Genomic DNA, 12,605 nt, shown 5'->3' with positions numbered 1-12,605 from the left:
TTTCACGACTTTCTAATAGAATCTTGTGGATAATGCGCACGCGCACCTCCAATTAATTTTGGACGGCTAGCAAGAGCCGTTACATGGGCATGACCAATTTCTCTCAAAAGAGGGCGAATCGGAACCTGAACATGCTTGACATGCATACCAATTGCAGTGTCTCCGATATCCAATCCAGCATGAGCCTTGATAAATTCAACCTCAACTGGATCTTGCATAAACTTGAAGGCTGCCAACTGACCTGAACCTCCTGCATGGAGAGTAGGAAGGACACTGACGATTTCCAGACCAAACTGCTCTGCAACCTGACGTTCAACGACGAGGGCCCGATTGACATGTTCACAACCTTGAACGGCTAGATGAATTCCTTTTTCCTCTAGGATGTCTAGAATGGTCTTCACAATGATTTCCCCAATTTCTTGGCTGGATTCCTTGCCAATCTGACCACCTATCACCTCACTAGAAGAAAGGCCCAAAACAAAGATGGATCCTTGCTTCAAATTGGCCTTTTCTAATACATCTTTTACAATCTGACTTGTTTCTCTTTGAATGTCTTTTTCCTTCATACTTGATACCTCTTTTGTCATTATCTATCATATCGTTTTTTCTACGTTTTAGCAAGATAGACAACTTAGAAAGCTTGCCCAATTACGCATAAAACTCCCAGAATTGACTGGGAGTTAACTAGTTTCTATTCTATTTATGTATAGTTCAACTGTCGTACCTTTTGAGGGAATAGAATCAATCTTCATTTGGTAATCTTCTCCAAAGTGAAGTTTGAGCCGTTGATCAACATTTTGAAGACCAACTCCCCCACGTTTGAGTTGACTTTGACTACTATCGCTAGCATCTTGGAAACCAACCCCATCATCCTCAATGCGGATGACTAGTCCTGAATCCTGTTTCTGAACAGAAACTTTAATATGACCCTGACCTTCTTTTTCCTTGATGCCATGGTAAAGAGCATTTTCTACCAAGGGTTGTAGAACCAACTTGGGCAAAACTAGCTGATCAAAGGCAGGATTTTCATTAATTTCGTATTCCAGCTTATCGCCATAGCGTTGTTTCTGGATAAAGAGATACTGGCGTACATGGTTGATTTCGTCAGACAGGCAAATCAAATCCTTACCTTGATTGAGCGCCAAGCGGAAGTAGGTAGCCAAAGACTTGGTCACCTGCACCACACGCTGACTATCCTGAAATTCAGCCATCCAGATAATAGTGTCCAAGGTGTTATAGAGGAAATGCGGATTAATCTGGCTTGACAAGGCTTGGAGTTCATACTGACGGGTCGTTTCTTCCTGCCTGCGAACATCTGCCATCAACTGATCAATCTGATCCAACATAGCATTGAACTGGCGAGTCACTTCTCTCAGTTCATGGGCACCCGCTTCCTTGGCACGCAGATTTTGTGATCCAGAAGCAATTTCCAGCATGGTTTCTCTCAAGTCATTCAGAGGAGCAATCCAGCGTTTAAGACTAAGCCACACCAAGCAGAGACAGGCAAAAAGAGAGGTGACACTGGCTCCAAGCAAGGTCCACATGAGTTGACTCCGAACCTTGTCTAGCTTCTCCAACGAAGACACGCCAAGCACCGTCCAATCAGTTCCAGCAATCCTTTCCTGACTGACGTAGGATTTGTGATCTGGAGTATAGCCCTGCCCTGTCTCGATGTAGGGTTTCATAGCCTCCATTTCACTAGCTGAGCTATAGACTGTGTGTTGAGGATGATAAACAAATTCATGGTTTTCATTGATGATAAAGGCAAAGCCCTGCTGCCCCAACTGGAGTTGGTTAAGATAGGCTTCCAGAGTTTCATATGAAATATCCAAACGAAGCACACCCAGATTGGCTCCCTTTACATCAACAAGTTCCTGAGTGACAGAAATGACCCACTGACTATCTGATTTACGAGCTGGTGTCAAAACTGGCTTATCCCCCTGATGAATGGCCTTTTGATACCAATCTTCAGCCATCATATCAGAGGAGGTTTTCATTTGCACACTATCATCTGTAGAAATGACCTGACCGGATTTGGTGACCAGTACAACAGTTTTCAAATCTTGGTCTGACTTTAAGATAGTCAAAAATAGATCTCGAATTCCCTTGACCTTGTCTTGACTGGGATTCTCAGCATAGGCTAGGACATCCTTCTGCTGAGTCAAACTGGTAGAAGTGGTTTCTAATTTTTTGATATAAGACTGGATAAAGTGGCTAGTTTGACTGATAGTCGTTTGGCTATTGCCTTCAATGGTAGTCTCAATGGCTGAAGAACTAGATTGATAGTAGAAAGTCCCAACCAGAGCTAGGAGAATGAGAAAGACCAGAAAGATGGAAATAACCATTCTGACTAGGAGAGAAGAACGCTTCATCGGCCTTCTCCCTTCTTAAACTGACGAGGTGTCACACCTGCAATCTGCTTAAAGCGTTGGGTAAAATAGTTCATATCTTCAAAACCAACTTTCTCTGCGATCTCATAAATCTTCAGATCTGTAGTTAAAAGCAAAAGCTTGGCTTGTTTGACACGTTCTCGCACCAAATAATCCTGAAAAGGCAGTCCTAACTCTTTCTTAATCAAAGAACTCAGATAAGTCGGACTAAAGCCCAAGTCACTAGCCAAAGACTTTAAACTAAACTGGCTATCAGCCAGATGAGACTGGATTTTCTGAGCCATATTTCCCTCAAACTTATCAGTCAATAGATCTTTTAACTGCTCTTCTTTCTCTTCTTTGTCCAACTTTTGCTTGATTTTCCCCAACATTTCCTCAATATCCTGACGAGAAAAGGGCTTAAGCAGGTAGTCATCCACACCGAGTTTGACAGCAGACAGAGCATAATCAAAATCATCGTAACCAGTTAAAAAGACCAAATGAACCTGAGGATAGGTTTCTCGGACCAGACTGGCCAACTGGATGCCATTTAGCTGAGGCATGTTGATATCGGTTAAAATGATATCTGGAACCTGTTTTTGTATCAATTCCCAAGCCTGTCTTCCATTTTCAGCTTGACCGATGATTTCCATATCGTAGGCTGCTACATTGACCAGTTTAGTCAAGCCTTGTCTTACCAGATATTCATCTTCTACGATTAAGATTGTGTAGGTCATGCTTCTCTCCTTTGTCACTTACTAGTATCAGTATAGCAAAATTCTCCTCTAACTGCTTAGGAAAGACTTCTTAATCAACATAATCTAGTAAATAAGCGTAGCCCTTTTCTTCCATTTGATTTTTGGGAATAAAGCGGATAGAGAGACTATTAATACAGTAGCGCAAGCCACCCTTGTCCTGAGGCCCATCTGTAAAGACATGGCCTAGATGAGAATCTCCAACTCGGCTCCGCACTTCCATGCGTGTCATATTGTAAGACTTATCTTCCTTATAGGTGGCAACATCTGGACTGATAGGTTGGGTAAAACTAGGCCAGCCACAACCAGACTCAAACTTGTCCTTTGATGAAAAGAGGGGTTCGCCAGTTGCTACATCCACATAGATACCAGATTCAAATTTATCCCAGTAGCGGTTTGAAAAAGCCCGTTCTGTTTGATTTTTCTGGGTAACTGCATACTCCTCAGGTGACAAAGTCTTTTTCAATTCCTCGTCACTTGGTTTGGGATATTTGCTGGCATCAATGACGGGATAGGCTGCCTGATTGACATTGATATGACAGTAGCCATTTGGATTTTTCTTGAGATAGTCTTGGTGGTAATCCTCAGCCACTACAAAATTCTTCAAGGTTTCCTTTTCAACTGCTAGAGGTTGGTCGTATTTCTTAGCCACCTCATCAAAGACTTGGTTAATCACCTCTAAATCCTTGTCATCTGTGTAATAAACACCAGTACGGTACTGGGTTCCCACATCATTTCCTTGTTTATTTTTGCTGGTTGGATTGATAATGCGGAAATAATGAAGCAGGATTTCCTTGAGGGAAATTTGATTGGCATCATAAGTAACATGGACAGTCTCCGCATGACCTGTTTGGTTAATCAATTCGTACTTGGTTGTTTCCCCTCTACCATTTGCATAGCCTGATACGGCATCCGTTACCCCGGGAACGCGTGAGAAATATTCCTCCACTCCCCAGAAACAACCTCCAGCCAGATAAATTTCGTGCAAGTCTGCATCTTTACTAACTTCTGTTTTTTTCACTGTTTTTCCTCCTTGGCTAACTGATGCTTTCTCAATTTGCGAGCTATCTGTCTGCCCTGTATTTCGCATCAATAGAAAATAGAAACCGCTTATGGCTAGGAAAAAAATCCCTGCCAAGACAAACAATTTTACTTTATCATTCATGGCCTTTCTCTACCCCATTTCTTTTAATGTTTTTAAAATCATATCCTTATCCATAAAACCTGGTTGCGTTTTGACCAGCTTGCCTTCCTTGTCTATAAAGGCTTGAGTTGGGTAAGAACGGACACCATAACTTTCCAAAAGTTTTCCTGATGGGTCAATTAGAACTGGGAAATTTTTATAATCCAAGCCCTTGTACCAATTCTTAAATTCCGCTTCAGCTTGTTCCCCCTTGTGTCCAGGAGACACCACTGTCAAGACCACATAGTCATCACCAGCATCCTTAGCAATTTCATCTGTATCTGGAAGACTGGCTAGACAGATGGAACACCAAGAAGCCCAGAATTTGAGATAGACTTTCTTGCCCTTGTAATCAGACAAGCGGTAGGTCTTGCCATCTACTCCTGTCAGTTCAAAATCAGCAACTGCCTGACCTTTAGTCGCAGTTTGCGAACTAACTTGTTCTGTTTTTGTTTGCTCCTTCATAGTAGATTCGTCTGACATGTTTTTAGCCGAACAGGCTGCCAAGCAACAGATTGAGCCGACCCCAAGGAGACATGTTTGCCATTTTTTCATTTCTTCTTCCTCTCTATTCAAATAATGTAGTCAAAATAGACGTATTTCCCAAAAGCACCAAAATTCCCATTACGATTATGAGGAAACCACCCACTTTTTTGAGGGTTCCGAGGTAGGGATGGAGTTTTCGAAAATGTTTCAAAACATAGCTGGAGGCTAAGGCTAGAACCAAGAATGGTAGCGCCAAACCTAACGTGTAGACCAACATAAGGCCAGCTCCCTGCCAAGCACCTGAGTCACCTGAAGCCGCTAAAGCCAAAACAGAGCCAAGAACCGGCCCCACACAAGGTGTCCAAGCAAAACTAAAGGTCAACCCCAGTAAAAATGCCTGACTATAGCCCTTACCCTTTTGCTCCTGTCTCTTTAATTGTAGCCTTCTTTCCTTGTAGAGCCCCTGAAAATGTAAGGCTTCCATCTGATGCAAGCCCAAGAGAATGATAACCGCACCCGTCACATACTGAAACCAAGAAGCATACAGCAAATTGCCTAAAAAACCAGCTCCATAGCCTAGTAAGATAAAAACAAAGGATATCCCTGTTATAAAGGCCAAAGTTCTCAATAGACTAACAAGTGAGATTGAATATTTTCCACTAGAAGCCTGAGCACCATCTTTGTCATCTAACAAGACCCCTGCATAAACCGGTAACAAGGGTAAGATACAAGGAGAAAAGAAGGAAAGAATTCCAGCAAGAAAAACACTGATAAAAAAGATTATATTATCCATTGCCTTCCTCCATTCTTTGATTTGATAGGACTATTATAGCTCCAAAAATCAAGAAAAAACAGGGACAATGATAGGAAAAAATAGGAATTTAATCAGGTTATGAAAAAAATGTTGAAAAAAAAGCCAGACAAAGTCTGACTTTGATGGAAACTGAAAAGAAAATTCACTAGTCTTCCCTACTTATCTGATAATAAATAAGGTCCGCAAGATAGCCTTTTCTCTCTACACCATTGCTAATAGTCTTTAGATAGGACATTCCAGCCTTCTCCATGACACGACCTGAAGCTGGATTGAGACTGGCATATCGAGCTCTAACTTTTTGAAAACCTGCTTGAGTAAAACAGAAATCCAAGACAGCTTTCAAGGCTTCTGTCATAATCCCATGTCCCCAGTAAACCTTGCCTAGTACATAGCCAATTTCACAAGAAGAATTGTTCTCATCTATTGCAACGATGCTGATATCTCCTATAACTTTCTCCGGATTTTCTTTGAGACAAATAGCCCATTTGTAATAGTTGGGATTGGTATAGGATGCAACCCAGTTACGAATCGAGTTTCGAGTCACCTCGACATCAGAATGAGGATCCCAGGTGACATAGGTCAGATTCTCAGCGGATGAAGCCCAATTCTGAAACATGGCTTCTGCATCACTTTCTACAAATCTTCGCAAGATTAAACGTTCTGTCTGTAACATTTTCGTTCCGATTGCTTTCATGATGCTGCCTCGCTTTCTGATATATGATTTCTATTCAATCTCCATTTAGATTTGCTTTGCTTTTTAATTTCAAGGTAATAAGCTAAAAAGGTCCACCTGACCTTCCTCGCTTACTTGTTTCCATGCTCGGGGTAAACCCTTGACGCAGTCGCTGTCTGGTTTGAAATGCGCTCTAGCATGCTTTTTCAAACCTAGTCATCGTTGCGGGGGTGAGACGATGAAATCGATCTCTGTGAGTTACCGAACCTACCTCGTTTTCCCGTTTCTAGACTCGGGGTAAAAACCTCCACTGGAGGTTTTTCTTGCTTTTTAATTTCAGGGCAAGAAGCTAAAAAGATCCCCCGGACCTTCCTCGCTTTCTCATTTCTAGGCTCAGGGTAAAAAGGTCCACAGAACCTTTTTACTCCCAAAAGTCATCAAAGACGGTGATTGGTAAGTGGCGTTTGTGTTGGCCTTTATGCCACCAGTTTTCGATTGTTACTTGGGCTTCTGGGCTGATTGTTTTGCCTTCTAGGTAGTCGTCAATCTCTTCATAAGTGACTCCAAGGGCCACTTCGTCTGCTAGGCCTGGTTTGTCTTCTTCTAGATCTGCTGTTGGGATTTTTTCATAAAGGGCTGGGTCTGCACCAAGTTCCTTCAAGAGTTGTTTTCCTTGACGTTTATTGAGGCGGTAAAGAGGAAGAATATCCGCACCACCGTCACCAAACTTGGTAAAAAAGCCTGTGATATTTTCCGCAGCATGGTCTGTTCCAATGACCGCTCCGCTATGGGAACCAGCAAGGGCATACTGAGCAATCATACGGCAACGAGCCTTGATATTGCCCTTATTGAAGTCTGAAACAGGACTACCTGTCGCTTCAACTGCAACTGTCATGGCATCTGCCGATTCCTTGATATTAACTACCAAGCTGACATCTGGCTGGATAAAGGCTAGGGCTTTTTGAGCATCTGCTTCATCGGCTTGTACTCCGTATGGCAAGCGGACAGCGATAAATTTGTAGCTGTCATCCCCTGTTTCAGCTCGCAGTTCTTCCATGGCTAATTGAGCCAAGCGACCTGCTAAGGTAGAGTCTTGTCCCCCAGAAATCCCTAGTACAAAGGTTTTTAGGAAGGGATGTTTTTTCAGGTATCTCTTTAAGAAATCAATGGAACGACGGATTTCTTCTTGGGCATCAATCACCGGTTTCACGCCCAGCTCTTGGATAATGGTTTCTTGCAAAGTCATTCTTCTTCTCCTTCACCAAGAGCTTCCTTGCGCATTTTGTCAATCAAGTCCATCTTGTCTTGCCATACATCACGCGCCAAATCCACTGGATAGTGCTGCGGATTGAGTACACGCTTGTACTCATCCCAAAGCTTGTCAAATTCCTTACGAGCATAATCCTGAATCTCAGTCAAGCTAGGTAGCTTGTAAATCAATTTTCCGTCCTTGAAAACATCCACCAATAGAGGAACGGCATCAAAATTGCGAACGGTCTTTTTGATATAGGTGTAAGTCGGGTGGAACATCTTGATTTCTGTCATGCTAGCAACATCCGCACCATCATAGGTAATGTAATCACCTTCTGACTTACCTTTTTCACGACTGGTAATACGCCACACCTGCTTCTTACCAGGTGTTGAGACTTTTTCAGCATTGTTTGATAATTTAATGGTATTGCGCATGTTACCATTTTCATCTTCAATGGCCACAATCTTATAAACTGCCCCAAGAGCTGGCTGGTCATAGGCTGTAATCAGCTTGGTCCCCACACCCCAGACATCAATCTTGGCCTTTTGCATCTTGAGGTTGAGGATGGTATTTTCATCTAGATCATTAGAAGCATAAATCTTAGCCTCTGTAAATCCAGCCTCGTCCAATTGCTGACGGACTTTCTTAGAAATGTAGGCAATATCCCCAGAGTCAATCCGCACACCCATAAAGTTAATCTGGTCACCCAGCTCACGAGCCACCTGAATAGCAGCGGGTACCCCAATGCGAAGGGTGTCATAGGTGTCCACAAGAAAGACACAATTTTTGTGGGTCGCAGCATAAGCCTTGAAAGCTTCATAATCGTTACCATAAACCTGTACCAAGGCGTGGGCATGGGTCCCCAAGACAGGAATGTCAAAGAGTTTACCAGCACGCACGTTGCTAGTTCCATTGGCACCACCAATCACCGCTGCGCGTGTTCCCCAGATAGCCGCATCCATTTCTTGAGCCCGACGTGTCCCAAACTCCATCAAGGGTTCATCTTCTATAACCGAACGAATACGAGCTGCCTTTGTCGCCACCAAGGTCTGGTAGTTAACGATATTCAAAAGAGCCGTTTCGACCAACTGACATTGGGCTAGAGGGCCTTCCACCTGCACAATCGGTTCATTAGCAAAAACCAAATCCCCTTCTTGGGCAGAACGAACGGTCAACTCCAACTTGAAATTGCGGAGATAGTCCAAGAATGCCCCATGATAGCCTAGAGACTCCAAATAGGCAATATCACTATCTGAAAAACGCAGGTCTTCAAGATAACTCACAATTCTTTCCAAACCAGCAAAAACCGCATAGCCATTCTTAAAAGGCTGTTGGCGGAAATACACCTCAAAGACCGCCTTTTTATTGTGAATCCCTTGGTCAAAGTAAACCTGCATCATGTTTATCTGGTACAAGTCCGTGTGCAATGTCAAACTATCATCTGGATACATACTTTTCCTACTTCCTTAGCTAGAAACACATGAAAATTTTCAAGAACTTTCATGTATTCCAATAAATTAGTACTATTATATCACATTTTAGCCTGATTGAGAAAAGAGTAACAAGCTATTCTCCACTCTCCAGTTCATCCATATCTTGTTCAAACTTTTTCTGAGCCCATTCACCATAGCTCTTAAGACCAAGATTACCAATAAAGACCCAGGGAAGGTAAATGACATAAGTAATTGCCCAAGCAGATAGGTATTTAAGGTTCAAAGGATTGTGCTGATAAATTTCTATGTTGAAATGATAATTCTGTAACATCAAAAGAGCCGTAATAGCGAGAGTTACCAGCAAACACCCTAAAATTGTAAAATGAAAACGACTATAGTAGGTTACTCCCAGATAACGGGCACGATTAAAAAAGAAGAAAATTCCTACTATCAGAGTATAAACTAGAAAATTCGGATTAAAAAGAGATGGAGCCAACACTGCCACCAAATAGCTTAGAAGTACAAGCCCAATAAAGAGTGAAAAAGACTCTGCCCCAGCTTTATTAATTAGTTGTTCTTCTCTTTCGTCAAGTAATTGATAATGAATAAATTTATTTACCATCTTCTTCCTCCCAAAATAATTGGTCTAGGGTTTTCCCTAAACATCTGCAAATGGACTGGCAGAGCGAGAGACTGGGATTGTATTTTCCCGCCTCTATCAAACCAATAGTCTGGCGCGTCACCCCGACAGCATCTGCTAGTTGACCCTGAGTTAAATCAAGCTCTACCCGAGCTAATTTTAATTTTAAATTTTTAGCCACCTGCGTCCTCCTTATAGTTTTAAAACTCATCTACTCTTAAAAAATCCAAAACCAACACAAGCTGTCAGCTATTTATTATAACCTCATTAATTACACTCCAATATTATCTTCAGCCTAAAATCAGTATGTTGGATTGTTTGAAATAAACTTCCTAGTTTGCTATTTGATTTTTGTTTTAGTATTGGCTTTAGTAAGGTCTTTTAAACGAGTTTTGATTGCTTGTATTTCTTGTTTAGTTGATTTCATATCACTATTATATAATGCTTTTGGAAATGAGTCTAGCATAAGACAAAAACGTGTACACAACAAGAGCAGGAGCATACTAAGATGACTGATTTTTTACTGTATTTTAGGTATGCAAAATAATACTAAATGAAACTAAAATGAATACTTCTTGCTTTTATTGAGAGTGAAAAAGTACAATAAAATGATTGTAGTGATTACCACAAGATACTGACTAATAGACATCGTATTTGAATCCACAAATACAGGTAAAGAATAAAAAGGAAGAAGTTCAATTGCTTTGATAAACAAATCATTACTAGTATTCATCATAATCGTATTTAATATATTAGGGATAAAGAGTAGTAAAGCTACTAAAATACCAAATACCAAACCACTTTTCAATTTGTATAAATAGAAAATGTAAGATAATAGAAAATAAAATAGGACTAACAAAATTGTATTGACTACAATGGCTACTATAAAATCTAATCCTAACTCACCTGGAACACCCAATTTACTTACGATGACTAGTAGCACAATGCCATTCAAAGCATAAATAATAGAAACTGAGATGGCATATAGAAAATTAGACAAGACGTAAATCATCCGATTCTTCTTTTGATTATAAAATAAACTGATCGTATTGTGGGAAAAATCTCTACTAATGACTCGATTAGCATGTATAACAGCCATTAACATACCGAGCATAGCATAAAAATTTGAAATATGCTTAATACCAAGTGATATCCCTTGACTCTTTAGAATAAAGAATGCAACCAGTATCGGCGGTATAAACGAGATAATCAATCCGAGATATATTACGCCTGATGAATATAAATCTCTTATATTTTCCTTAAGAAAATTCAATTTATTTAATTTCATGATTATAACCTTCCTTTATTTTGAACGATTTAGATAAATATCTTTAAGCGTCTCTTTTTTAGTTTCAAAATCAATTACTTTAATAGAGTTTTCGTTAAAAAATTTAAAAAGCTCACTACTTTGAATATTCCCAGACATAGTAATTCTCAGTCCCTCTTCCTGAACAATATCCCCAAATTCTTGTTTGGTAATGAAAATGTCTCTATCTGTAGCTGATGAAAAAGCTATCTCAAACAAGCAATTATGACTATCTTTTCCTACTTTTTGAAATGTCAAAAGCCCGTTCTCCAAGAAAAGAACCCTCTCACAAATTTCTTCAATATCTTCTAATTTATGACTCGATATTAAAATTCCCACATTTTCATGTAAAGCTAAATTGTTTAGAACCGCTAAAACTATTTGTGATGATTCAATATCTAAACCATTAGTCGGTTCATCTAAAATCAATATATCAGGTTCCGTAACGAGAGTTAGAAGCAAAGCTAATTTTTGTTTTGTACCCAAAGAATAGGTCTTAACTTTTTTATTAATAGACTGAGTCAAATCTAACTCTTGGATCAAACTTCCAAATCTTTCTTGATTGTAGTCAACACCATATAAATTTGACAAATATTTTAAATTCTCAAAACCTGTTTTAGATAAAAATAATTTTGGTTCTTCGATTAAATACCCAACATTATCACTACTTATAATATTCCCTGAAGTCGGTTGATTATTCTGAACAAGAATTTTCATCAACGTACTCTTACCAACTCCATTTCTCCCTACTAGACCAACAATTTCACCCTTGTTAAGTGCAAAATTTATATCTTTGAGAATGATTGAATGACCATAATGCTTACTTACATTTATAACTTCCATTTTTTATTCCTCCATTAATATTCTTGGTTTTCTCTTTGATTCTCATTAATTTTAAAAAGTTGCGCCTCTTTTCAACAACATTATATCATATATCTAACTTAATGCAATATATAAATGTCATTTTGTAAAATTTTATTAACAAAAAACTCTCTATCACAAAAAAATAGAGAATTTTGAGTTTAAATATAGGATTTCAAAACATCTACAGCGTCGTAGGATTTCACATCTAATGTCTCAGCTACTATTGTATTTTCCTCAATATTGTCTAGAAAGACACAATTTGTAGGATTTAACTGGTATTTATCGAGAATCTCCTTCATACTTATGTCAAGCCCCCCTCTTTGATTTATGCTTTCATATTCACCTTACAAATTCTTTTGGTAATAATATCTTTGCCCAATGTAGGGATAGTCTTGTAACTTAAAGACTTCCTTGTAGCCATGCATTTTATAAAAATCTGGAGCTTGAAACTGGTAAGTATTGACAAAAGCAAAACGACAGTTTCGATTCTTAGCTTCAGTTTCTGCTTGCTGCAATAGGTTTGAACCGAGTCCTTGCCCTCTCAGTTCTTCTTTTACAAATAAATACTCGATTTCTAGCCAATTTCCAAAAGTCTCTGCTATCAAACCTGCCATGAGATTGCCCTTTTCATCTTCGACATAAAGATTAAGTGGCTCACTTTCAGCCTCTTCTCTTTTTGAACGATTATAAGCACGAATCAAATTCCCAATTTCTTGTGCTTTCTGAGACTCCTTATTTTCCAATCTAAAGTACATATAAACCTCCTTAAATACTGTTACAGCTTGATTATAGTCTTATTTAAATAGACTGTCAAATTAGCAAAAACCCAC

The 12,605-nt window shown here is 39.7% G+C and carries 15 protein-coding genes; all 15 read right to left on the bottom strand.

What is annotated here, in order from left to right:
• Positions 1 to 2: 2 nt before the first annotated feature.
• The 15 genes from SK578_RS04515 to SK578_RS04450 all read right to left on the bottom strand — a co-directional run bounded on the left by SK578_RS04515 (position 3) and on the right by SK578_RS04450 (position 12,530).
• Positions 3 to 566, bottom strand: a complete 564-nt coding sequence (locus SK578_RS04515) for a TIGR01440 family protein (protein WP_000659517.1) — start codon at positions 564 to 566, stop codon at positions 3 to 5.
• Between the two features lie 114 nt (positions 567 to 680).
• Positions 681 to 2,372 (bottom strand): cache domain-containing sensor histidine kinase, encoded by a 1,692-nt coding sequence (locus tag SK578_RS04510; RefSeq protein ID WP_042750909.1) that lies wholly within the window; start codon positions 2,370 to 2,372, stop codon positions 681 to 683.
• The gene (locus SK578_RS04505) at positions 2,369 to 3,106 is read right to left on the bottom strand and encodes a response regulator transcription factor (protein ID WP_042750907.1); all 738 of its coding nucleotides are present in this window, start codon (positions 3,104 to 3,106) and stop codon (positions 2,369 to 2,371) included. Before SK578_RS04505 ends, SK578_RS04510 begins: the two co-directional genes overlap by 4 nt.
• A 70-nt stretch (positions 3,107 to 3,176) precedes the next feature.
• On the bottom strand, positions 3,177 to 4,289 hold the full coding sequence (gene msrB, locus SK578_RS04500) for a peptide-methionine (R)-S-oxide reductase MsrB (RefSeq protein ID WP_042750905.1): 1,113 nt from the start codon (positions 4,287 to 4,289) through the stop codon (positions 3,177 to 3,179).
• Between the two features lie 9 nt (positions 4,290 to 4,298).
• Positions 4,299 to 4,862: a redoxin family protein gene (locus SK578_RS04495; protein ID WP_042750903.1), complete on the bottom strand. Its 564-nt coding sequence runs from the start codon at positions 4,860 to 4,862 to the stop codon at positions 4,299 to 4,301.
• A gap of 13 nt (positions 4,863 to 4,875) precedes the next feature.
• Positions 4,876 to 5,586 carry a thiol-disulfide oxidoreductase-associated membrane protein CcdA2 gene (gene ccdA2 / locus SK578_RS04490; RefSeq protein WP_042750901.1) on the bottom strand — a complete coding sequence of 237 codons (711 nt, stop codon included), beginning with the start codon at positions 5,584 to 5,586 and terminating at the stop codon, positions 4,876 to 4,878.
• 166 nt (positions 5,587 to 5,752) lie between these two features.
• Positions 5,753 to 6,301 (bottom strand): GNAT family N-acetyltransferase, encoded by a 549-nt coding sequence (locus tag SK578_RS04485; protein WP_042750899.1) that lies wholly within the window; start codon positions 6,299 to 6,301, stop codon positions 5,753 to 5,755.
• Positions 6,302 to 6,701: 400 nt separating this feature from the next.
• Complete coding sequence (gene nadE, locus SK578_RS04480) at positions 6,702 to 7,526, bottom strand: ammonia-dependent NAD(+) synthetase (protein WP_042750897.1); 825 nt, start codon at positions 7,524 to 7,526, stop codon at positions 6,702 to 6,704.
• Complete coding sequence (locus tag SK578_RS04475) at positions 7,523 to 8,983, bottom strand: nicotinate phosphoribosyltransferase (protein WP_042750895.1); 1,461 nt, start codon at positions 8,981 to 8,983, stop codon at positions 7,523 to 7,525. The genes nadE and SK578_RS04475 overlap by 4 nt, the downstream gene beginning before the upstream one ends.
• A gap of 115 nt (positions 8,984 to 9,098) precedes the next feature.
• Positions 9,099 to 9,587, bottom strand: coding sequence for a DUF6773 family protein (locus tag SK578_RS04470; RefSeq protein ID WP_042750893.1), 489 nt, complete (start codon positions 9,585 to 9,587; stop codon positions 9,099 to 9,101).
• On the bottom strand, positions 9,577 to 9,786 hold the full coding sequence (locus SK578_RS04465) for a helix-turn-helix transcriptional regulator (protein ID WP_020902217.1): 210 nt from the start codon (positions 9,784 to 9,786) through the stop codon (positions 9,577 to 9,579). The genes SK578_RS04470 and SK578_RS04465 overlap by 11 nt, the downstream gene beginning before the upstream one ends.
• 378 nt (positions 9,787 to 10,164) lie before the next feature.
• The gene (locus tag SK578_RS04460; RefSeq protein ID WP_042750891.1) at positions 10,165 to 10,893 is read right to left on the bottom strand and encodes an ABC transporter permease; all 729 of its coding nucleotides are present in this window, start codon (positions 10,891 to 10,893) and stop codon (positions 10,165 to 10,167) included.
• Between the two features lie 15 nt (positions 10,894 to 10,908).
• Positions 10,909 to 11,754, bottom strand: a complete 846-nt coding sequence (locus SK578_RS04455; RefSeq protein WP_080709970.1) for an ABC transporter ATP-binding protein — start codon at positions 11,752 to 11,754, stop codon at positions 10,909 to 10,911.
• Positions 11,755 to 11,933: 179 nt separating this feature from the next.
• Positions 11,934 to 12,074: a hypothetical protein gene (locus SK578_RS11030; protein WP_080709969.1), complete on the bottom strand. Its 141-nt coding sequence runs from the start codon at positions 12,072 to 12,074 to the stop codon at positions 11,934 to 11,936.
• A 45-nt stretch (positions 12,075 to 12,119) separates the two neighbouring features.
• Positions 12,120 to 12,530, bottom strand: coding sequence for a GNAT family N-acetyltransferase (locus SK578_RS04450; protein WP_080709968.1), 411 nt, complete (start codon positions 12,528 to 12,530; stop codon positions 12,120 to 12,122).
• Positions 12,531 to 12,605 lie beyond the last annotated feature (75 nt).

It is taken from the genome of Streptococcus mitis, assembly GCF_000722755.1.
In the GTDB taxonomy this organism is placed as follows: domain Bacteria; phylum Bacillota; class Bacilli; order Lactobacillales; family Streptococcaceae; genus Streptococcus; species Streptococcus mitis_CM.
Note: the sequence above shows the minus strand (reverse complement) of the source record. Positions and strands in the feature narration are given on the sequence as shown.